The sequence below is a fragment of the Microbacterium sp. DT81.1 genome (assembly GCF_049844955.1).
Classification (GTDB): domain Bacteria; phylum Actinomycetota; class Actinomycetes; order Actinomycetales; family Microbacteriaceae; genus Microbacterium.
Genome location: NZ_JBNCMA010000001.1, coordinates 57,513 through 77,683, shown reverse-complemented (window position 1 = coordinate 77,683; position 20,171 = coordinate 57,513). Strand labels below are relative to the sequence as shown.

The 20,171-nt window shown below is 69.4% G+C and carries 25 protein-coding genes; 14 read left to right on the top strand and 11 right to left on the bottom strand.

Going from position 1 to position 20,171, the window contains the following annotated elements; translation table 11 throughout:
- The first annotated feature begins 4 nt into the window (after positions 1-4).
- The 7 genes from ACLQ2Q_RS00355 to ACLQ2Q_RS00325 all read left to right on the top strand — a co-directional run bounded on the left by ACLQ2Q_RS00355 (position 5) and on the right by ACLQ2Q_RS00325 (position 4,280).
- Positions 5-754: an SDR family oxidoreductase gene (locus ACLQ2Q_RS00355; RefSeq protein ID WP_425816793.1), complete on the top strand. Its 750-nt coding sequence runs from the start codon at positions 5-7 to the stop codon at positions 752-754.
- A complete protein-coding gene (locus ACLQ2Q_RS00350) occupies positions 751-1,209 on the top strand; it encodes a MaoC family dehydratase (RefSeq protein ID WP_425816791.1) in 459 nt (152 codons plus the stop codon). Before ACLQ2Q_RS00355 ends, ACLQ2Q_RS00350 begins: the two co-directional genes overlap by 4 nt.
- A 92-nt stretch (positions 1,210-1,301) precedes the next feature.
- On the top strand, positions 1,302-1,610 hold the full coding sequence (locus ACLQ2Q_RS00345; RefSeq protein WP_425816789.1) for an ArsR/SmtB family transcription factor: 309 nt from the start codon (positions 1,302-1,304) through the stop codon (positions 1,608-1,610).
- 2 nt (positions 1,611-1,612) lie between these two features.
- Positions 1,613-2,107, top strand: a complete 495-nt coding sequence (locus tag ACLQ2Q_RS00340) for an SRPBCC family protein (protein WP_425816787.1) — start codon at positions 1,613-1,615, stop codon at positions 2,105-2,107.
- Positions 2,104-2,931, top strand: a complete 828-nt coding sequence (locus ACLQ2Q_RS00335; protein WP_425816785.1) for an alpha/beta fold hydrolase — start codon at positions 2,104-2,106, stop codon at positions 2,929-2,931. The genes ACLQ2Q_RS00340 and ACLQ2Q_RS00335 overlap by 4 nt, the downstream gene beginning before the upstream one ends.
- Before the next feature lie 28 nt (positions 2,932-2,959).
- A complete protein-coding gene (locus ACLQ2Q_RS00330; RefSeq protein ID WP_425816783.1) occupies positions 2,960-3,397 on the top strand; it encodes an acyl-CoA thioesterase in 438 nt (145 codons plus the stop codon).
- A gap of 277 nt (positions 3,398-3,674) precedes the next feature.
- Complete coding sequence (locus tag ACLQ2Q_RS00325; protein WP_425816781.1) at positions 3,675-4,280, top strand: hypothetical protein; 606 nt, start codon at positions 3,675-3,677, stop codon at positions 4,278-4,280.
- A gap of 30 nt (positions 4,281-4,310) precedes the next feature.
- Here ACLQ2Q_RS00325 and ACLQ2Q_RS00320 read toward each other — a convergent pair whose 3' ends face one another.
- Positions 4,311-4,871 (bottom strand): nitroreductase family deazaflavin-dependent oxidoreductase, encoded by a 561-nt coding sequence (locus ACLQ2Q_RS00320; protein ID WP_425816779.1) that lies wholly within the window; start codon positions 4,869-4,871, stop codon positions 4,311-4,313.
- Positions 4,872-4,911: 40 nt separating this feature from the next.
- On the bottom strand, positions 4,912-5,292 hold the full coding sequence (locus tag ACLQ2Q_RS00315) for a hypothetical protein (protein WP_425816777.1): 381 nt from the start codon (positions 5,290-5,292) through the stop codon (positions 4,912-4,914).
- A 111-nt stretch (positions 5,293-5,403) separates the two neighbouring features.
- On the opposite strand from ACLQ2Q_RS00315, the gene ACLQ2Q_RS00310 reads away from it, so the two are divergent.
- Together ACLQ2Q_RS00310 and ACLQ2Q_RS00305 are read left to right on the top strand one after the other, a co-directional pair.
- Entirely contained in the window at positions 5,404-6,441 is a 1,038-nt protein-coding gene (locus ACLQ2Q_RS00310; RefSeq protein WP_425816775.1) for a phosphotransferase family protein, read from the top strand.
- Positions 6,441-7,646 carry an acyl-CoA dehydrogenase family protein gene (locus tag ACLQ2Q_RS00305; protein WP_425816773.1) on the top strand — a complete coding sequence of 402 codons (1,206 nt, stop codon included), beginning with the start codon at positions 6,441-6,443 and terminating at the stop codon, positions 7,644-7,646. The genes ACLQ2Q_RS00310 and ACLQ2Q_RS00305 overlap by 1 nt, the downstream gene beginning before the upstream one ends.
- Before the next feature lie 75 nt (positions 7,647-7,721).
- On the opposite strand, the gene ACLQ2Q_RS00300 is transcribed toward ACLQ2Q_RS00305, so the two are convergent.
- Genes ACLQ2Q_RS00300 through ACLQ2Q_RS00290 form a run of 3 tightly spaced genes read right to left on the bottom strand, consistent with a single transcriptional unit; the run spans position 7,722 to position 9,837 of the window.
- Positions 7,722-8,456, bottom strand: coding sequence for an SDR family NAD(P)-dependent oxidoreductase (locus tag ACLQ2Q_RS00300; RefSeq protein WP_425816771.1), 735 nt, complete (start codon positions 8,454-8,456; stop codon positions 7,722-7,724).
- A gap of 39 nt (positions 8,457-8,495) precedes the next feature.
- The gene (locus tag ACLQ2Q_RS00295; RefSeq protein WP_425816769.1) at positions 8,496-9,086 is read right to left on the bottom strand and encodes a TetR/AcrR family transcriptional regulator; all 591 of its coding nucleotides are present in this window, start codon (positions 9,084-9,086) and stop codon (positions 8,496-8,498) included.
- Between the two features lie 10 nt (positions 9,087-9,096).
- Positions 9,097-9,837: an SDR family oxidoreductase gene (locus ACLQ2Q_RS00290; protein WP_425816767.1), complete on the bottom strand. Its 741-nt coding sequence runs from the start codon at positions 9,835-9,837 to the stop codon at positions 9,097-9,099.
- Between the two features lie 193 nt (positions 9,838-10,030).
- Here ACLQ2Q_RS00290 and ACLQ2Q_RS00285 point away from each other — a divergent pair, with 193 nt between their 5' ends.
- The 3 genes from ACLQ2Q_RS00285 (at position 10,031) to ACLQ2Q_RS00275 (ending at position 14,130) form a co-directional block, all read left to right on the top strand.
- Positions 10,031-11,281 carry an acyl-CoA dehydrogenase family protein gene (locus ACLQ2Q_RS00285; RefSeq protein ID WP_425816765.1) on the top strand — a complete coding sequence of 417 codons (1,251 nt, stop codon included), beginning with the start codon at positions 10,031-10,033 and terminating at the stop codon, positions 11,279-11,281.
- Between the two features lie 90 nt (positions 11,282-11,371).
- Positions 11,372-12,535, top strand: a complete 1,164-nt coding sequence (locus ACLQ2Q_RS00280; protein ID WP_425816763.1) for an AI-2E family transporter — start codon at positions 11,372-11,374, stop codon at positions 12,533-12,535.
- 95 nt (positions 12,536-12,630) lie between these two features.
- The gene (locus ACLQ2Q_RS00275) at positions 12,631-14,130 is read left to right on the top strand and encodes a lipase maturation factor family protein (protein WP_425816761.1); all 1,500 of its coding nucleotides are present in this window, start codon (positions 12,631-12,633) and stop codon (positions 14,128-14,130) included.
- An 8-nt stretch (positions 14,131-14,138) separates the two neighbouring features.
- On the opposite strand, the gene ACLQ2Q_RS00270 is transcribed toward ACLQ2Q_RS00275, so the two are convergent.
- Both ACLQ2Q_RS00270 and ACLQ2Q_RS00265 read right to left on the bottom strand, forming a co-directional pair.
- Complete coding sequence (locus ACLQ2Q_RS00270; RefSeq protein WP_425816759.1) at positions 14,139-15,497, bottom strand: D-alanyl-D-alanine carboxypeptidase family protein; 1,359 nt, start codon at positions 15,495-15,497, stop codon at positions 14,139-14,141.
- A gap of 74 nt (positions 15,498-15,571) precedes the next feature.
- A complete protein-coding gene (locus tag ACLQ2Q_RS00265; protein ID WP_425816757.1) occupies positions 15,572-15,934 on the bottom strand; it encodes a nuclear transport factor 2 family protein in 363 nt (120 codons plus the stop codon).
- Between the two features lie 193 nt (positions 15,935-16,127).
- Here ACLQ2Q_RS00265 and ACLQ2Q_RS00260 point away from each other — a divergent pair, with 193 nt between their 5' ends.
- Together ACLQ2Q_RS00260 and ACLQ2Q_RS00255 are read left to right on the top strand one after the other, a co-directional pair.
- The gene (locus ACLQ2Q_RS00260; protein ID WP_425816755.1) at positions 16,128-16,250 is read left to right on the top strand and encodes a hypothetical protein; all 123 of its coding nucleotides are present in this window, start codon (positions 16,128-16,130) and stop codon (positions 16,248-16,250) included.
- Between the two features lie 115 nt (positions 16,251-16,365).
- The gene (locus tag ACLQ2Q_RS00255; protein ID WP_425816753.1) at positions 16,366-17,412 is read left to right on the top strand and encodes an ATP-dependent DNA ligase; all 1,047 of its coding nucleotides are present in this window, start codon (positions 16,366-16,368) and stop codon (positions 17,410-17,412) included.
- Between the two features lie 122 nt (positions 17,413-17,534).
- On the opposite strand, the gene ligD is transcribed toward ACLQ2Q_RS00255, so the two are convergent.
- The 4 genes from ligD to ACLQ2Q_RS00235 are packed head-to-tail and all read right to left on the bottom strand — an operon-like array spanning position 17,535 to position 20,115.
- The gene (gene ligD, locus ACLQ2Q_RS00250) at positions 17,535-18,563 is read right to left on the bottom strand and encodes a non-homologous end-joining DNA ligase (RefSeq protein WP_425816751.1); all 1,029 of its coding nucleotides are present in this window, start codon (positions 18,561-18,563) and stop codon (positions 17,535-17,537) included.
- A gap of 33 nt (positions 18,564-18,596) precedes the next feature.
- Positions 18,597-19,211, bottom strand: coding sequence for a dihydrofolate reductase family protein (locus ACLQ2Q_RS00245; RefSeq protein ID WP_425816749.1), 615 nt, complete (start codon positions 19,209-19,211; stop codon positions 18,597-18,599).
- Between the two features lie 5 nt (positions 19,212-19,216).
- Complete coding sequence (locus tag ACLQ2Q_RS00240) at positions 19,217-19,711, bottom strand: SRPBCC family protein (protein WP_425816747.1); 495 nt, start codon at positions 19,709-19,711, stop codon at positions 19,217-19,219.
- Positions 19,708-20,115, bottom strand: coding sequence for an ArsR/SmtB family transcription factor (locus ACLQ2Q_RS00235; protein ID WP_425816746.1), 408 nt, complete (start codon positions 20,113-20,115; stop codon positions 19,708-19,710). The genes ACLQ2Q_RS00240 and ACLQ2Q_RS00235 overlap by 4 nt, the downstream gene beginning before the upstream one ends.
- Between the last annotated feature and the right edge of the window lie 56 nt (positions 20,116-20,171).

The following is a 20,171-nucleotide window of genomic DNA, read 5'->3' as shown; positions in this document are numbered from 1 at the left end:
CACCATGACCCGAATCGCCATCGTCACCGGCGCCGCCCGCGGCATCGGCGCAGCGACCGCGAGGCGTCTCGCCGCCGACGGCCATGCCGTGGCCGTGCTCGACCTGGACGAAGCGAATTGCGCCGAGACGGTCAGCGCGATCACGGATGCCGGTGGCAGGGCGCTGGCCGTCGGCGCGAACGTCGCCGATGCGGCGGCGGTGACGGAGGCCGTCGCCCGGGTCGAGTCGGAGCTGGGCGCGCCGACGATCCTCGTCAACAACGCCGGCATCATCCGCGACAACCTGCTGTTCAAGATGACGGAGGACGACTGGGACTCGGTGCTCTCGGTGCATCTGCGGGGCGCGTTCCTCATGTCGCGGGCGGTGCAGGCGCACCAGGTGGCAGCCGGCTGGGGGCGGATCGTCAACCTCTCGAGCACGTCGGCCCTCGGAAACCGCGGTCAGGCCAACTACGCCGCGGCGAAAGCCGGCATGCAGGGCCTCACGAAGACGCTCGCCCTGGAACTCGGGCGCTACGGCGTCACGGCGAATGCCGTGGCCCCCGGTTTCATCGTCACGGACATGACGCGCCAGACGGCGGAGCGCATCGGCGTTCCGATGGAGGATTTCATCGCGGCGCGCGCCGCCGAGGTGCCGGTCGGACGCGCCGGGTACCCCGACGACATCGCCGCCGCCGTGTCGTTCTTCTGCTCGGAAGGTGCGGGTTTCACCTCGGGTCAGGTGCTCTACGTCGCCGGAGGGCCTCGCGCATGACCATCGACGTCGGCTCCCCCGCCGACCTCGCGCAGGCCATCGGCCGGACGGCGACGGGCGACTGGGTGCTCATCGACCACCAGCGGATCACGGCCTTCGCGGACGCCACCGAGGACTGGCAGTGGATCCACCTCGACGCCGAGCGCGCGGCATCCGGTCCGTTCGGCACGACCATCGCGCACGGCTACCTCACCCTCTCGCTGCTGCCGCGACTCACGGCGGGACTGTTGCGAGTCGGGGGCATCGCGATGGTCGTGAACTACGGACTCGACCGGGTGCGGTTCCTCCAGCCGGTGCCCGCGGGATCCCGCGTACGCGCCGTCACCGAGATCGCCGCGGTGGAGCCGGGCCCGCAGGGGCACCGCGTGAACCTGCACACGACCGTCGAACTCGAGGGCTCCGAGCGCCCCGCCCTCGTGGCCCACACCGTCGGGCTCTTCGTGTCGGAGGAGTGACCCGGGCGGGAGCACCCGACCGTCCGCTGGTGGGCGGGGCGGGGTTTCATGAATAACTTGCCATTCATATAACTGACCAGTAGTATGAAGGTGTGATCCAGACGCTGACCGCCCTTGCAGAGCCGAACAGGCTCGCGATCGTCGAGCTGCTGCGCGACGGCCCGCGATCCGTCGGCGACATCGTCGACGCCCTCGCCCTCAGTCAGCCGCTCGTCTCAAAGCACCTCAAGGTGCTCAGCGATGTCGCGATCGTCGATCGGCGCGTCGACGGCAAGCGCCGGATCTACGCCCTGGATCAGCGGAGGTTCGCGGAACTCGACCGCTGGCTCGACACCTTCGCCGAGCTGTGGGCCGCGCGGCTGGACCGCCTGCAGGCCCATCTCGATGCGACGGGGGCGTGATCGTGAGCACACTGCTGGTCTCGAAGGATCTCGAACGGCGCGAGATCGTGCTCGAGCGGGAACTGCGCGGATCCGTCGATGCGGTGTGGCGCAGCTGGACGACCGTCGAGGGGCTCGAGGCGTGGTGGGGACCCGAGGGCTGGTCGACCACGGTGCTCGCGCTCGATGTGCGCCCCGGTGGTCTCTGGCACTTCGCGATGGGCCCCGCCGGCGCACCGCCCGAGGTGTGGGTGCGCGCCATCTACAGCGAGGTCATCGCGGGCTCGGCGCTGTCGTACGTCGAGGGCTTCTCGGACGAGTCGGGAGCGGACCTCGACCCCGAGTCGAACTCGGTCACCGTCGAGTTCATCGGAGTGGAACCGCACCGCACGCGCCTCGTGCTGCGCACGCGCTTCACATCGGTGCGGCGCCTCGAAGAGATCGCGGCCATGGGAATGGTCGATGGCTGGGCGGGCGGATTCGACCGACTCGAGAACCTGTTGAGGAGAGAGCAATGACCATCACAGACACCGCATCCGTCGTGCGATCCGCCGACGGGACGAGCATTGCGCTGTTCCGGGAGGGCGCCGGGCCGGCGATCATCCTGATCGACCCCGCCCTGTCGACCCATCGGGGCTCGGCCAAGCTCGGGAAGGCCCTCGCCGGACACTTCACCGTGCTGAGCTACGACCGCAGGGGTCGCGGAGGAAGCGGCGACGAGCACCCGGCCACCGCCGACCAGAGTCACGAGATCGAGGACATCGCCGCGCTGATCGAGGCCGCGGGCGGACACGCTGTCCTCTTCGGCACGTCGTCTGGTGCCGCCCTCGCCCTCGAGGCTGCCACGCGCCTCGGCGACCGCGTCACCGGACTGATCGCGTACGAGCCGCCCTTCATCTGCGACGATGCGCGCCCGCCGCTCGCGAACGACCTCCCCGCTCGGGTGGCGGCATCCGTCGAACGCGGCGACCGCTCGCAGGCGGTGAAAACATTCTTCACCGAGGCGATCGGCGTGCCGGCCTTCGGCGTCGCGATCATGCGGATGCTGCCGCTCTGGCGTCACGCCAAGGCCATCGCACACACCTTGCGCTACGACTTCGCCGTGCTCGAGGGGACGCAGCAGGGCATGCCGCTCCCCCTCGAGCGATGGGCGGGGCTCACGGCGCCGACGATCGTTCTGGTCGGCTCGAAGAGCGAGGCGTTCTTCCACCACACCGCCGCGGCCCTGGCCGACGGGCTCCCGACCGTGGAGTACGAGTCGCTCGAGGGCGCGCACCACGGCTCGCCCGAGATGTCCCCGGGCCGCATCGCGGACCGCATCATCGCGCGGTTCGGGGCCTGATCCGGGGCGCGAAGATAGAGTTCCCGCTATGACGACCACCACGGCCGCCGCCGCGCGGGTGTTCCGGGTGCGTGTGCCGTTCTCCACGCGCTGGAACGACAACGACCAGTACGGCCACCTCAACAACGCGGTGTACTACGAGGCGATGGACACCGCGGTCAACTCGTGGATGATCCGAGCCGCCGGACTCGATCCGCACGGCGACGGCACGATCGCCTTCTGCGCCGCTTCGTCGTGCGAGTTCCGGGCGTCGGCGAGCTTCCCCGACGCCCTCGAGGTCGGCATCGGAGTCGAGCGACTCGGAACCTCGAGCGTGACCTGGGCGCTCGGCATCCTGCGCGACGGCGAACACGAGCCGATCGCGACGGGACGGTTCGTGCACGTGTTCGTGGATGCCGCGAGCCGGCGCCCGACCGCCGTTCCGGCATCCGTCCGCGCGGCGATCGAGGAGCACCTGCTCGGCTGACTCCCAAGCTCGACGGTGCGGTGGGCGCCATCGTCGCGTCTGCTCCTTCGCTCACTCGGCGCCAAGTGCGGGTCCACTGGCTTCGCACCCGCACTCCGCGACGAGTGACGCCCAGAATCGCCTCCTGGAGCGCCGGCCCGCAGACGGCAACATCGCGCAGCATCACCCATCCAAGGACGTGCGCGCGGACCGATTGACGGGTGGCGGCTCGAGTGGGAGAGTGAGCCGCATCGGCGGGCCGTGCTGTCCTCCGCTGGGTCGCTTCGAGGGGGTTTTCGTGTCCCGTATCACTCGAGTCATGGTGCTCGCAGCAAGTGTTGTCCTGGCGACATCATCGGTGTTCGCGGCGGCGCCGCCTGCCACCGCCGTCCCGACGAACAAGGTGGACGATTACCTCAGTGCTCTGTGGACGACGGTTCTGGAGACACCCAGCGCCCAGAATCCCTTCGGCGCCGGTGGCGACGCGTACGAGTGTCTCGACCTCGGCGGGACCGTCGCGCCGTTCGCGCCCGTCAGTGCCGACTCCTGCACGGTCAAGCCCGGTACCAAACTGTTCATCGTGGCCCACTCGGTCGAGTGCAGCACGTTCGAGGGCAACGGGACCACCGAAGCCGAACTCCGTGCATGTGCCATTGCAGGAGACCCGGATTCCGACTACACGGTCACCGTCGACGGCAAGGCCGTGCCCGTCGTCGAGGCGGAGACACCCCTGCTGGACATCGTCCTTCCGGACGACAACATCTTCGGTGAGCCGGGCGGATCGGAGGGGCTCTCCGTCGGGCATGGCTGGGTGGCGCTGCTGCACCCGCTGACGCCTGGAAGCCACACGATCCTGATCGACGAGTCCATCACCACGACCATCATCGTCACGCCCCACCGCTGACGCATCGCGGCGAGACATCAGCAACGGCACTCAGGCTCGTGGTGCCGACGGAGCCGGTGACGCGTCAGTAACCGCCGAGACCGCTTGCGGCGCCGAGCCTGCCTCCCGCCGCACGGGCTGAAGCACGAAGATCCGCGCGGTCCGGCCCGAGTCCGCCTCGTAGCGGCGGTAGTCCGGCCACTGCGCCTCCATGAGCGCCCACGTCGCCTCCCGATCATCATCCGGGACGAGCGTGGCGTGCACGGCCAAACGTCGTCCGCGGACAGTGATCTCTGCATCCGGATGCGCGAGCAGGTTCGCGGTCCATGCCGGATGCTTCGCGCCCGCCCAGTTGGTTCCCGCGACGATCGCTCGCCCCTTGCCGTCGGCGGTGTACATCAGCGGTGCATCCCGAGGCTCACCCGACTTCGCCCCGATCGTATGCAGCATGAGCGACGGCACGATGATGCCCGTCAATTGAACTCGCCCGCCGGAGACGCGTGTGAGAAGGCGCTCAACCGGCGGGAGCACCACCGGCGCGATTCGGCGCCACACCTGGGTTCTGGTCAACGGCGCGAGAACTGCGCGGACCACGTCGATGGCACTGGTCATCTGCCCATCATGCCGCGGCTGCTCGACCGCGCCCGCAACCTCAGATGAAGCCGTCGTAGGAGCGCCGCACCACGCCTGAGTGAATCCAGTCGATCAGCGTGACGAAGTCCCACACGTGACGGCCAGTCGCATCCTGAATGTCCTTCGCGTACGGCGGCATGTCGCTGCACTCGAGCAGCAGCGCGCTGATCTCAGGATGGTCTGTCACCAAGCGCACCGCGGTGCTGACGACCTCGTCTCGGACCTGGTCGAGGTCCATCCAGCCCTGGTCCTCGAGGATCGCACCGCGGAACCCGGGACAGTGCTCCATGCCGGCCACGACGATCGGCGCGTCCGCTGCGATACCCACCGCCGCCAGCATGCGCTGATCGAGGCTGCTCTGCTTCGCGCAGAGGATCCCGAGCTGCTGCTGGTCCTGCACTGACGTACGAGACCGCAAGGCCGCCTGCGGCACCTGGACAAACCGACCATCCGGTATGCTCGACCAGGGCCGCAGCTTCATGCGGGGCCAGGGAGAAAGGCAGTGTCGCCGGTGACCGAGCTACCCGGGCTGGATGTCGCGGGCCTCAGCGGCTGGCTGGCCGGCGCGCATCCGGAACTCGTCGCCGGTCCGCTCTCTGCCGCCGTCATCGCCGGAGGACGCAGCAACCTGACCTACGCCGTCGACGGCGCACGCATGCCGCTGATCCTCCGGCGCCCACCACTCGGTCACGTCCTGTTGAGCGCGCACGACATGCGGCGGGAGCACCGGGTGATCTCCGCTCTCGCCCACACGGCCGTGCCGGTTCCGATCGCGGTCGACGTGGTGGACGATACGACGGAGAACCGCGTGACGGGCACGGTGTTCTTCTTGATGGAGAAGGCTCCCGGAACGGTGCTCGCGAGGCCGGCTCAGAACGCGCAGTTCACGGCGGCCGGGATCCGCCGCCTCAGCACCGAGCTCGTCGCCCATCTGGCCGATCTGCATGCGATCGATCCCGCCGCCGTGGGCCTCGCCGACTTCGGACGGCCGGACGGCTATCTGGCACGCCAGCTCTCCACCTGGCGCCGGCAGCTCGACGCCTCGCGTTCGCGAGAGACGCCGGAGCTGGATGCATTGGAGGCGACCCTCGCCGGCGGTATGCCCGAGACGGACCGCACCGCCATCGTCCATGGCGACTACCGCCTCGACAACGCGCTGGTGGTCGGCGAAGCCGACGAGCCGCACATCTCGGCCATCCTCGATTGGGAGATGGCGACCCTCGGGGACCCGTTCGTCGACCTCGGCATCTTCGCGCTCTACTGGGACATCGCGAACCTGCCCGGCGGGTTCGCCGGCGCGGTGCCGAGCGCGGTCGACCCCGCTGCCGGATATCCGGGTTTCGACGAGCTCGTGGAGGTCTACGCCGAGCGGGCGGGGATCGCCGTCCCCGATCTGCACTGGTACCGCGCGTTCGCGGCCTACAAGCTGGCCGTGATCCTCGAGGGAATCCACTACCGCTTTCAGGCCGGCGACACCGTCGGCGAGGGATTCGACCGGATCGGTGCGCTCGTCGAGCCGCTCGCCCGACGAGGACGAGAGGTGCGCTGATGGATTTCGCACACGATGAACGCACGCGAGAGCTGACCGAGCGTGCGAGGGCATTCCTCGACGAGCATGTAGTGCCGGCCGAGGCGGTGCTCGACGAGCAGCTCGCCGCGGAGCCCGGCCGGTGGGGCGGCTGGCCCGTCGTCCGCGACCTGCAGGCGAAGGCCCGCGCGCAGGGACTCTGGAATCTCTTCCTCCCCGGCGACCAGGGCGGCGGCGGCCTCACGAACCTGCAGTACGCGCCGGTCGCCGAGATCACCGGGTGGAGCCCGCGACTCGCGCCGATCGCCTTCAACTGCGCGGCGCCCGACACCGGCAACATGGAGGTGCTGAACGAGTTCGGCACGCCCGAGCAGCAGGACCGGTGGCTCGCCCCGCTGCTGCGCGCCGACATCCGATCGTCGTTCTGCATGACCGAGCCCGACGTCGCGTCATCGGATGCGACGAACATCGGCACCCGCATCCGGCGCGACGGCGACGACTACCTCATCACGGGCCGCAAGTGGTGGTCGACCGGGGCGATGAACCCGGATGCAGCGATCTTCATCGTCATGGGAAAGACCGACCCCGATGCGGAGCGCCACCGGCAGCAGTCCATGATCCTGGTGCCGCGCGACACTCCGGGGGTGCGAATCGTGCGCCCCCTCTCCGTGTTCGGATACGACGATCGCGACCACGGCGGTCACGCCGAGATCGCGTTCGACGACGTGCGGGTGCCGGCCGGGAACCTCATCGGTGCGGAGGGCTCGGGCTTCGCGATCGCGCAGGCACGGCTCGGGCCGGGGCGCATCCATCACTGCATGCGCGCGATCGGGATGGGCGAGCGGGCGCTGTCGCTCGTGCGGGAGCGAGCGAACGAGCGCCATGCCTTCGGGCGCAGCCTCGCCGACCAGGGGGTCGTGCGCGAGTGGGCCGCCGAGGCGCGCATCCAGCTCGAGTCCCTGCGGCTGCTCGTGTTGAAGACCGCCTGGCTGATGGACACCGTCGGCAACCGCGCGGCGATGACCGAGATTCAGGCGATCAAGATCGCGGTGCCTCGGGCCGTGCAGACGATCATCGACCGGGCGATCCAGGTGCACGGCGCAGCCGGGGTCTCGTCGGACACGCCGCTCGCCGAGCTGTACGCCGGCATCCGCTCGCTGCGCATCGCCGACGGGCCCGACGAGGTGCACCTCTCGAGCCTCGGCCGCGCCGAGCTCCGCCTCTGATCATTCGCCGCGGATGCCCGCCGGGGCGGCATGTCGCTGCTGCAGGGCCGTGATGCGATCCTTCCCCGGTGCGGATCAGCGGTGCGGGATGCCGGAGATCATGCCGCCGTCGACGACGAACTCGGCGCCCGTGGTGAATGCGGAGGCGTCGGAGGCCAGGAATGCGACGGTCCCGGCGACGTCGGCGGGAACGCCTGGTCGCCCGAGCGGGATGTCGAGGTGCTCCGGGTCGATGCGGGTCGTCATCTCGGTCAGGATGAGCCCGGGATGCACCGAGTTCACCCGGATGCCGCTCGGCCCGAGCTCGACCGCGAGACCCTGCGTGAGCCCGCGGACGCCGAACTTGGAGGCGGTGTAGCCGTGCAGTCCCGGACTTCCCCGCATGCCCTCGACCGACGAGATGTTGATGATCGACCCTCGGCCCTGCGCCTTCATCTGCGGCACCACCGCGCGGCAGCCGAGGAAGACGCCGGTGAGGTTGACGCCGATCACGGCGTTCCACTTGGCGAGGGTGAAGTGCTCGATCGGCGCCGCATTGGCGATGCCAGCGTTGTTCACGAGGATGTCGACGGCGCCGAACCGCTCGATCGTGGCCCGCACGACGGCATCCCAGTGCTCCTCGTCGGTGACGTCGACGTGCGCGAACATCGCGCGGTCGCCGAGCTCGCCGGCGAGGGCGCGTCCCGTCTCGTCCAGGAGGTCGGCGACCACTACGCGGGCACCGGCGGCGTGCAGCGCGCGAACGTACGCCTCGCCCAGGCCGCGAGCGCCACCCGTCACGATCGCGACGCGCCCTTCCAGGTCGGTCATGGCGCGACCTCGATGACGAAGCGCCACGCGCGCATCGTGTCAGGCGTCGGCATCCGTCCTCCTTATGCCGGTCAGGAAGAGGTCGGTGAGCTGCTCGGCGACGAGCGTCTTGTCCTCCGGACCCTCGGGGTGATACCAGTGCGACAGGTAATGGATATCGCTGAAGAAGTTGGCGATCAGCACCGCGCGCGGAATGTCGCTGCGATAGATCCCCTCGCCCTGGCCGCGCTGCACGAGCGCGGCGAACTCGTCGTGGTAAGCGCGGCGCCGCCGCACGACTTCCTGCTGGCGAGGCGGCGTGAGCATGTGCTGGCTCCGGAAGAACACCGTGCCCTCGGGCAGGAACTCGATCGATGTCTCGACGACATCGATGCACACGGCCGCGAGCACATCGTCGACCTCGCCGCCACGCGCGATGATCTCGTCGAGGCGCGACTTCTGCAGCGACAGCATCCGCTCGTAGATCGCGAACAGCAGGTCGTCCTTGGATTCGAAGTAGTGGTACATCGCGCCCTTGGTGACGCCGGCGCGCTCGACGATCTGCTGAACGCTCGTGTTGGCGTATCCCTGGGTCGCGAAGAGGTCGACGGCGGCCCGTGTCACACCATCGGCCACGCTCGTGTCCTTCATCGCCGCATCCTCACCCGACGGGGCGGATGCTGCCGCCACCGTCGATCACGAGCGTCTGACCGGTGATCCAGCCGGCGTCGTCCGAGAGCAGGAAGGCGACGGGACCGGCGACGTCGTCCGGTTCTCCCAGTCGCTGCAGGGGATACCCTGCCGCCACCTGTGCTTCCCGTCCCTCGTAGAGAGCGCGCGCGAACACCGTCTTGATGACGGCGGGGGCGACGGCATTGACGCGGATGCCGGGCGCCAGCTCGTGCGCCAGCTGGATCGTCAGGTTGATGAGCGCCGCCTTGGAGACGCCGTAGATGGCGATGCCCGGGCTCGCCGACAGGCCGGAGATGGAGGACACGTTGACGATCGAGCGCTGGAGGCCGGCCGCGACGGCGTCGCGGGTCCACTCCAGCGCTGCGATCACGTTGACCTCGAGAATCTTGCGTGCCGCGGCGGGGTCGACATCGAGCGCGGGACCGTACGCCGGATTGATCCCGGCGTTGTTCACGAGGTGGTCGAGCCGCCCGTGGCGCTCGGCGATGTGCGCGAACACTGCGGCGCGATGGTCGGCGTCGTCGGCCCGGCCGGCGACCGCGGTCGCTCGATCGCCGCCGAGCGCTTGCACGGCGGCATCGAGCCCTTCCTGCTTGCGCCCCGTGATCACCACCGCGCCGCCCTCGTCGCAGATGCGCTGCGCGATCGCGAGTCCGATTCCCCGGCTCGCTCCGGTGATCAGGGCGACCCTGCCATCGAATCTCTGCACGTCGCTCCAACCCTTCGTGTTGCGCAGCCGATGCCGCCCGGACTCACGCGGTCTCGTCGGCCGGTCGGCTCGGCATACCGGCCAGTCGGTACGGGGTCCAACGTAGCAGGAGACAACATGTGGGACTGCGTTCCACTACCGGTGGTACTGGGTATCAGCTATGCTGGCGAGCACGTCGAACCAGGAGCACCCCATGAGCCACACCCCCGTACCCGGCGAGCGCGTCGCGGGCTATGACGTCTCCGACCGTCTGGGCACCGACTACTACGCCGTCTTCGCCGACATCCCGGCGGCCGACCGCGAGGTCTGGGATCGGGCGAAGGCCTTCATCGACGAGGCGCTCCCCCGGATGGACGGGCTCTGGGACCGCGGCGAGTACGACCTCGACCTGACGCGGCGCATGGGCGAGCTCGATCTCTACAACGACGGCCTGGTGCACCCGGGGCTCGGATACTCGTCGCCGCTGGCCGCGGGGCTCGTGAATATGGAGATCTCCCGAGGCGACGGGTCGCTCGGCACGGTCATCGCCGTGCAGGGCGGCCTGGCGCTGCGCTCTATCGCTCTCTTCGGCAGCGACGAGCAGAAGGCGCGGTGGCTCGTGCCGGTCGCCCGCGGCGAGGTGCTCGCGGCCTTCGCGCTCACCGAGCCCGACCACGGCTCGGACTCCGTTTCGCTCGAGACCGAGGCGGTGCGGGCCCCTTCGACGGGCGCGGGGACCGACGGCTGGGTGCTCAACGGCGCCAAGAAGTGGATCGGCAACGGCTCGTCCGGCGGCGTCACCGTCGTCTGGGCGCGGGTGAGCGACCCGTCCGACCCCGAGCACGACGGCAAGGTGCGGGGATTCCTCGTTCCGCAGGAGACCCCGGGCTACGACGGCCGTCCGATCCTCGGCAAGGCGTCGCTCCGCGCCATCCACCAGGCGCACATCACGCTCACCGACGTGCGTCTCCCCGCGGATGCGGTGCTGCCGGGCACGCATTCGTTCAAGGATGCCTCCATCGTGCTGTACTCCACCCGCTCCGGCGTCGCGTGGTCGGCCCTCGGGCACGCGACCGCCTGCTACGAGGCGGCGCTCGCCTACTCGCAGCAGCGGGTGCAGTTCGGCAAACCGCTCGCGAAGTTCCAGATGGTGCAGGAGCGCCTGACGCAGATGCTCGACGAGCTCACGGCGATGCAGCTCTACTGCCGCCACCTGGCGGACCTGGAGACCACCGGCGGCCTCCGGCCGACGCAGGCATCGCTCGCCAAGTACCACAACACGCGCGCCGCTCGCCGGATCGCGGCCGTCGCCCGCGACCTGCTCGGCGGAAACGGCATCCTGTTGGAGAACCGCGTGATGCAGCACATGGCCGATATCGAGGCGATCCACACGTACGAGGGCACCGAGTCCGTCCAGGCGCTCCTGATCGGCCGCGACATCACCGGCCACAGCGCGTTCGCCTGATCCTCGGGAACCGCGAGTCGATGCGCTAGCGTGGCGGGCGCGCCGATGCAACCCCGCCGTGGCAGCGCGCCGACCGTCTACCGTCGGAGCATGGGATTCTTCAGCGACGAGCCGCGCCGCGTGCGCATCGAGTCCTCGGTCGACCTCGCCCCGCACCGGGCCCCGTGGAGCCTGTGGGCCGACGGGTTCGGCAAGTTCGGCATCCGGGCGGTCCAGATCATCGTCGTGGTCATCCTGGCCGCCGGCATCATCTGGGGCATCCAGCAGGTGACCCTCGTGACGATCCCGGTGACGATCGCCCTCATCATCGCGGCGTCGTTCGCTCCCGTCATGTCCTGGCTGCGCCGGCGGGGTGTGCCTTCCGTCTTGGCAACCATTCTCGTGATGCTCACCAGCACGGTGGTTCTCGGGCTGCTGGCCTGGCTCATCGTCTCGGCGGTGCGCAACCAGTGGGACGACCTCTACACGCAGGCGGAACAGGGATTCCAGGACCTGATCGCCTGGGTGAACACGCTGCCGTTCGCGCCGTCGCCTGACCAGCTGGAGGAGTGGCGGACAACCGCGGTCGACTTCGTGACCAGCTCCCAGTTCGGCTCCGGTGCCCTCGCGGGTGCCGGCGCCGTCGCCAACTTCGTCGCGGGCCTCATCCTGATGATCACGGTGCTCTTCTTCTTCCTCAAGGACGGCCCGCAGATATGGGAGTTCCTGCTGCGCCCGTTCCGGGGCGAGAACTACGCGCGGGCGCGCCGCATCGGCGACAAGACGGTGACGACGCTCGGCAGCTACCTGCGCGGCACCGCGGCCGTCGCATTGGTGGATGCCGTGGGAATCGGCATCGGACTCTTCATCCTCCAGGTTCCCCTGGCGCTGCCACTGTCGGTGCTGGTCTTCCTGCTGGCCTTCATCCCCATCGTCGGGGCGACCCTGGCGGGAATCATCGCCGCGCTCGTGGCGCTCGTCGCCAACGGCCCGGTCGTCGCCCTCATCGTCGTCGGCATCGTCGTCCTCGTGAACCAGCTGGAGGGGAACTTCCTCCAGCCGGTGCTGATGGGGCGGTCCATGAAGCTCAACTCACTCGTGATCCTGATCGCGCTGACCGTCGGTGCTCTGCTGAGCGGCGTCATCGGCGCGGTGCTCGCCGTCCCGATCACGGCCGTCGCGTGGGGCGCTGTTCAGGTGTGGGACGGGCCCAACCAGCCGGCCCGCTGGGCGCGCCCGAAGCCGGCGGAAGCCGCCGCCGCTTCGCGCCCCTGACCCAGAGCAGCGCCGCGGTGAGCGCCGCGCTGTGGGCGGCCACGCTCCCGTCAACCCCCTCAGCGACGCGGCGAGCGCGGGCGTAGTTTGACGCCATGGACGGCTGGGCCGCGGTCGACTTCGGGTTCGCCCGAGAGGTGCTTCAGCGCGGCATCGCCGCCCTCTACCTCGTCGCCCTGATCTCGACGTTCAACCAGTTTCCCGCGCTCCTCGGCGGGAAGGGGCTGCTCCCCGCCCCTGACCTCCTCGAATGGGCGCGCTCGTCGAAGCGGGCGGCCAAGCTGCTGCATCCGACGATCTTCCTGCGGTGGGCCTACACCGACCGCAGGCTGCGGAGTCTCTGCATCGCGGGCGTCGTCGTGGCGGCCGCTCTGGTCGTGGGACTGCCGCAACTCGGACCGCCGTGGGTGCCGATGCTGTGCTTCCTCGCGCTGTGGGGGCTGTACATGTCGATCACGAGCATCGGCCAGACCTTCTACGGCTTCGGGTGGGAGATGCTGCTGCTGGAGTGCGGGTTCCTCGCGGCCTTCCTCGGATCCGGCGGCCAGCCGCCCCCGACGATCATCGTCGTGCTGTTCTGGTGGCTGCTGTTCCGGCTGGAGTTCGGCGCGGGGATGATCAAGATCCGCGGCGGGCGCGAGTGGCGCGACCTCACGGCCCTGATGTACCACCACGAGACGCAGCCGATGCCGGGGCCGCTCAGTCGCCAGGCTCACCTGCTGCCGAAGTGGTTCCACCGCGGGGAGGTGCTCGGCAACCACTTCGCGCAGCTGGTGGTCCCGTGGCTGCTGTTCGTCCCGCTGCTCGGGCTGTGGGTCCCGGATCTCGTGCCCGCCCTGACCGGTGCGGCGGCCGGGCTGATCGTGCTGCTCACGCAGCTGTGGCTCGTGCTCACCGGGAACTTCGCGTGGCTAAACTGGGCGACGATCGTGCTGGCGTTCTCCGCAATCGGCATCCCGGGCATCGGCGGCGAGCCGGATGCCGGTGCCGGCGGCGAACCGGGTGCCGGTGCCGGCAGCATCCCGCTGTACTGGATCGTCGTGACGGCCGCGGTCGGGCTGCTGTACGCGGTGCTCAGCTGGTGGCCGCTGCGCAACCTCTTCGCCCGCCGCCAGCTGATGAATGCGAGCTTCAATCGGTATCAGCTCGCCAACGCCTACGGCGCTTTCGGCACGGTGACCAAGGAGCGCATCGAGATCGTCGTCGAGGGGACGATGGATGCCGACCCCCACACGACGGACTGGCACGAGTACTCCTTCAAGGGCAAGCCGGGCGACCTGCGCCGGGTCCCCCGGCAGTACGCGCCGTATCACCTGCGGCTGGACTGGCTGATGTGGTTCCTGCCGCTCGGACGCCTGCGGGAACCATGGTTCGAGGCGTTCCTGCTCAAGCTTCTCGAGGCGGATGCCGGGACCCTCGGCTTGCTCGACCGGGAACCCTTCGACGGCCGCCGGCCCAGATGGGTACGGGCCAGGGCGTATCTGTACCGATTCTCCACACGGGCGGAGCGTCGGGAGACCGGCCAGCACTGGGTGCGCGAGCCCCGCGGCGTGGCGATGGGCCCCGCCCGCCTGCCGGACGACGCCGGTCGCTGACGCAGAGCCTAAGGTGCCCCGAGCTGAGAGGGGTGCGTGAGCCGCCACCAGGCGGTGGGCGGGACGATGGTCCCCTCGATCTCCACGGGGACCGACACGCTGTTCGGTCCGGCGCTCCATGTGATGCTGCCCACGACCGCTCCGTCTTCATAGGTCGTCGGGGTGATCGTCTCCATCGTCGCGGTGATGGTCGTGTCCGACCACGTGAGGATCGAGGCGCTGTCCGCGACGATGACCCGGGCGGTGGAGCCCCACGGCGTGGCGACCGATCCGACGTCCCGCCCGCTCGACACGACCGGCACCGTGTGGAATCCGCGGCGGATGCTGTCGAACAGCGTGAGGACCGTGCTGTTGACGGAGTCGTCCGAGAACCCGCTGAGCACGACACCGGTCATGCTGAGCGGGGCACCCGCCCCCACGTCGAGGGAAGCCGTGTACAGGAGGCTGTGGCTGCCATCGCCAAGGTTGCCTGTCTTGAGCCCGCTGACTCCGTCGGTCCCGAGCAGTTCGTTGGTGTTGTACATGGCACCGGGACCGGGGAGGGTGAGCGACGGCATCGCGACGATCTTCGCGATCGCGGGGTTGGCCGCGGCCAGCTTGCCGATCGCGATGAGATCGGTCGGGGTGCTCGTGTTACGGGCGTCGAGGCCGGTGGGTTCGACGATCGTCGTGCCGGTGAGACCGTGGGCCGTCAGCCAGTCCCGTGCGGCGCTGACGAACGCGCCCTGCGATCCGAACGCCCACGTCGACACCGCCTCGGCGTAGTTGCTCGCCGACGGGATGAGCATCGTCGCCAGAGCATCGTGCTGCGACATCGAGCTGCCGATGGGCATCGCCGCGATCGTCGCGCCGAGCACGTAGTACTTGTCGTAGAGGTCGTGGTCGGCCTTGTCGAACGTGATCGTGGGTCCCGGGTCGTCGGCGCCCTCGAGCGGAAGCGCGTCGAGGATGACGAGCGCGGTGATGAGCTTGGTGATGCTCGCGATCGGGCGAGGGTCGTTCGTTCCGCTGGTCAGCCAGATGCCGCTCGCCGCATCGCCGAAGTAGGTTTCGGCGCCGGAGACGCTGACCGCTGAGGCCCCTTCGGTCGGCAGCGCGATCGCGGCGGGACCGGCAGCCGAGGCCTGCGGCGCCTGCCACGTGACGACGGGTGCGCTCAATGGCGCGTTCAGCGCCCAGCCGACGTACGCGCCGATCGAGGCGAGAACCACGGCGATCACGATCGCCACGATGGACAGGCCACGGAGGATGCGGGAGCGGCGGCGCTTGCGATCGACGCCATCGCGATGATCGAGGTAGATCTGCTCGTTGCGGATGAGGTCGGCGAACGCCGACAGCTCATCCGGCGAATGATGGTGGGTCGTCATCGGTTCCCGTCGCGGGTCTCGCATCCCATCATGCAGGATGACGGCTTCGACCCGCGCAGCGGGCGCGAGAGCGGTTAGCCGGACGCCTGCGGCACCTCTACGGTGTAGGACGTGATCCGAGTCACCGCGCCGTCGCGGAATTCGTAGACATCGCACGACGCGACGACCGAGAGGCCGTCGTCGGCGTGATACCTGGTGAGCGTGTCGACGGCGACGCTCCCGCCGCCATCGACGACGAGGAAGCGCTCGACCTCGACCCGCACGCCTTCCAACCCGGTCGCCGTCGACCGGCACGCCGCGATGACCTCGTCACGGCCGCGCAGGCCGTCCGAGCCAGGCATCTGCCAGACGACGTCCTCCGCGAGATGCGGGAATGCCTCCTCGAACCGGTGTCCCGAGAAGCACTCGGCTATCTCGCGTGGGGTGTGGTGTGTCATCGCCGCCTCCCTTTCGGATTGCCGCGAGGCTACCTCAGCAAGCGGCCGGGCGCACTCACTCGGCGCAGCGGTCGATGTCGCTTTACCTCTCCCGGCCATCGCCGTCAAGGCCCCCCGAGCACTCAGGAACGGTCCGTACGGTCGTGAGTCCACTTGCCCGCGGCGACCACCGCGGCCGACCAGACAGGCCCTCATGTTCCGCTACATCATCCGCTATCTGCCCGTGATCCTCCCCGTTCTCGTGCGCTTCCTGCGCAATCGCCGCTCGGCGGGCGCCACCGGAGCACCCTCCGCCTCGTCCCGGTCGCGCGCGTAAGGGATCCTCGCCCGCCACGACGGCTCCCGGAACCGCCGAGCGGGCATCCTGCGCACTCTCGGCGAAAGCCGACGGGCTCCTGGGCGCGGGATCCATCGCGCGCCAAGATGGAGGCATGCCCTACGACATCCCCGCCCCGATGCTGGCGAAGAGCGTGCCCGAGATCCCCGACCCCGCGAAGTTCGAGGGCGGCCTGAGCTTCGAGCCCAAATGGGACGGGTTCCGCGGCATCGTGTCGTGGGACGGCACCGACGTCGAGATCGGCAGCCGGGGTGCCAAGCCGCTCACGCGGTACTTCCCCGAGCTCGTCGAGGCGTTCGCCCGGCTGCTTCCCGAGCCGTGCCTGCTCGACGGCGAGGTCGTCGTGCCGAAGGGCACGAAGGGTGCCCAGCGGCTCGACTGGGAGTCGCTGACGCAGCGCATCCACCCCGCGGCATCCCGCGTCAACATGCTGGCCGAGACGACGCCCGCAATGTTCATCGGCTTCGACCTGCTCGCCCGCGGCGACCGCGATCTTCAGGGCGAGCCCTTCGCGGTGCGGCGAGCGCAGCTCGTCGAGTTGCTCGGCCCTCTGCCGCATCCGATCCACGTCACGCGCACCACCGAGGATCCCGACCTCGCGCGCCGCTGGCTCTCCGAGTTCGAGGGGGCGGGGCTCGACGGCGTTGTCGCCAAGCCCCTCGCCGAGCCGTATGCACCGAACAAGCGCACGATGTTCAAGATCAAGCACGCGCGGACCGCCGACGTCGTCGCCCTCGGCTACCGCATCCACAAGTCGGGTGAAGGCGTCGGGTCCGTCCTCGTCGGCCTCTACACCGACGGAGGCCGGCTGCACAACGTCGGAGCCGTGTCGGCCTGGAGCAACGCGCGACGCCTCGAGCTGGTCGACGAGCTTGCGCCGCTGGTGCAGACGGACGCCGCGGGCGAGGCCATCACCCAGGAAGGCGAGAAGTCGCGCTTCAACTCCGGTCGGGGCGACAACTCCTTCGTCAAGCTGCGCCCGGAGCGCGTGCTCGAGGTGCGCTACGACCAGCTCGAGGGCGACCGGTTCCGGCACACGGTGCAGTTCGAACGCTGGCGTCCCGACCGTGAGCCCGAATCGTGCACGTACGCGCAGCTCGAACGGATCAGCGCCTACGACGTCGGGGACGTGCTCGTCTGACCCTGCTCACCCCGCCGAGACTGCGTCCCCGCGCCGAGACTGCGGCCGGTGCACGCAGTCTCGGCGCGCACGCGCAGTGTCGCGCCCGGAACAGCTGACCAACGCCGCGGCGAGCCGGCCGGCTAGGCCCAGTTCGCCTCATTCTTGCGGCTCGGCTGCACGCGCGGCGGCTCGCCCGGCATCTTCGGAAAGTCGGGCGGGAACGGCAGCTCGCCGAGTCCGTCGGCGAGATCGCGCTCCCACCACTGCAGCAGCGTGTCGATCTTGCCCGGAGCCTTCAGCAGGCCCGCCCACGGGTCGCCCACCGATGCCAGGCGCTCCGGGATGGAGCGCACCGTGAACGCCGCCGGGTCGAGGCCGTCGAGCTCATCCCACCCCACGGGCGTCGACACGGTCGCCGTCGGCAGCGCCCGCGGGCTGTAGGCGCCGGCCATCGTGCGGTCGCGGTTCGCCTGGTTGAAGTCGACGAAGATGCGGTCGCCCCGCTCCTCTTTCCACCAGTTCGTCGTGACCTTGTCGGGCATCCGCCTTTCGAGCTCGCGCGCCGCCGCGATCACGGCGTGGCGCACATCGAGGAACTCGTGCGTCGGCTCGATCGGGCAGAAGACGTGGATGCCGCGGTTGCCGCTCGTCTTGACCCAGGCCTCGAGCCCTCCCTCGCGCAGCACCTCGCGCAACGCGTGCGCGGCGGGCACCGCTTCGGAGAAGCCGGTGCCCGGCTGCGGGTCGAGGTCGATGCGCAGTTCGACGGGGTTGTCTGTATCGCCCGCCAGCGATGCCCACGGGTGGAACACGATCGTGTTCATCTGGATCGCCCAGACGATCGCGGCCGGCTCCGTGAGCACGAGCTGCGGATGCCGCCGCCCGCTGTTGTACCTGACCGTCACCGCCTCGACGTAGTCGGGGGTGCCCTTCGGCGGGTTCTTCGAGAAGAACGACTCGCCGTCGATCGTCTCGGGAAAGCGCTCGAGCGAGACGGGCCGGTTGCCGTTCGCGGCCAGGAACGGGCCGGACACCGCGATCGCGTACTCCGCGAGCTCCCGCTTCGTGATGCCGAGCTCGGGCCATAGCACCCTGTGGGGGCTCGACAGCCCCACCTCGCGCTCGCCGTGCGGTCCGGGGACGGTGAGGGTGATGCGTTCCGACGCCATGTCTGGGAGCCTAGGGCCGCCCACCGTCATCCGTCATCCGTCCGACGAGGACTCCTTCACCACCGGGAACAGCATGTGGGTCACGCGACGCGCGCGGATCACCACGCTGGGGTCGCCGAGCAGGATCTCGCCCTCGGGGATGTCGACGAAGTACTTGTGCCCGTCGCCCAGCACCACCGGCACGATGTCCATCGCGACCTCGTCGAGCAGTCCCGCCCGCAGCGCCTGCGACGCGATCGTGCCGGCGGCGACGCCGACGTGCTTGGCCCCGGCGATCTCCTGCGCCACGGCGATCGCATCCTCGACGCCCGTCGTGACGAACCGGAACTGATCCGAGCCCGGGTAGGACCAGTCCGTCGGCGGTTCGTGGGTCACCACGACGACGGGCACTCCCATCGGATGCTGTCCCTTCCAGCCGTCCGTGATGTCGAAGAGCAGACGACCGACGACGAGCGCGCCGACCTCGGAGGTCCACGCGGTCCAGTAGTCGGCACTCTCCCGTGTCAGGTGGAACGGGGGAAGGTCGCCGTGGTTGACCACCTCGACGTCCCCCGCGTCGTACCAGTCGAACAGCGCGCGAGGGTTGTTGTCGGGGTCGGCGACGAATCCGTCGAGCGAGACGGATGCCGCCGAGATGACCTTGCCCATGAGGCTCACTCCTCCGGCTTCGCGGAGCCGTCCGCCAGCAGGGCGTCGAGCTTCTGATAGCCCTCGGTCATGCCCTTCTCCATGCCGTACTGCAGCATCATGTCGAGCACCTCCACGTCGGGGAAGACGCTCCGATCGACGATGCGCGAGCGGCCGCCCGGCAGCTCCTCGAACCGCATGATGTCGAGGCTGACCGCGTCGGGAGCGCCCTCCCACTCGAACGTCTGGATGATCACGTCGTTCTCGCGGACGGTGTGGAACACGCCACGGAAGGCGTAGGTGCTGCCGTCGGGATCGTCCTGCTCGTATCGATAGCCGCCGCCGGTGCGGAAATCCCAGTGTGTGATGCGCGTCGACTCGTCGTACGGGCCGATCCACTTGCGGAACAGCTCCTGATCGCCGTGCGCGTGGAACACGGCCGCGACGGGCGCGTCGAACTCGCGGGTGATGTCGGCGTAGGACTGCCCGGGTACGGCATCGATGACGACCGGGTTGCTCATGACTTTCTCCTTCTCTTCAGAGGGGTGGTGTCCCCCTCGGCTTTCGGATCTGCGGGCGGGGCGTGCGGGGCGGATGCGTCGGCCAGCAGCGCGTCGAGCCTGCGGTACGCCGACTCGGCCACGAGCCGGTACCGGTCGATCCACGCGGTCAGGCGCTCCAGCGCCGCGGCGTCGAGGTGCACCGGCCGCCGCTGCGCGTCGCGCGTGCGCCACACCAGGCCCGCCGCCTCGAGCACGCTGATGTGCTTCGACACCGCCTGCGGCGTGATCGCGAAGGGCTCCGCCAGCTCTCCGAGGGTTGCTGGGCCTCGACTGAGTCGGGCCACGATCGCGCGCCGCACGGGGTCGGCCAGCGCGGCGAAGGCGCGGTCGAGCGGGTCCGCGGCTTCGGCGTCCTGGGTCAATTGATCAATCGATTCTTTTATAAACTGTTTGTTTTATTAGAGGATAGAACCACGCA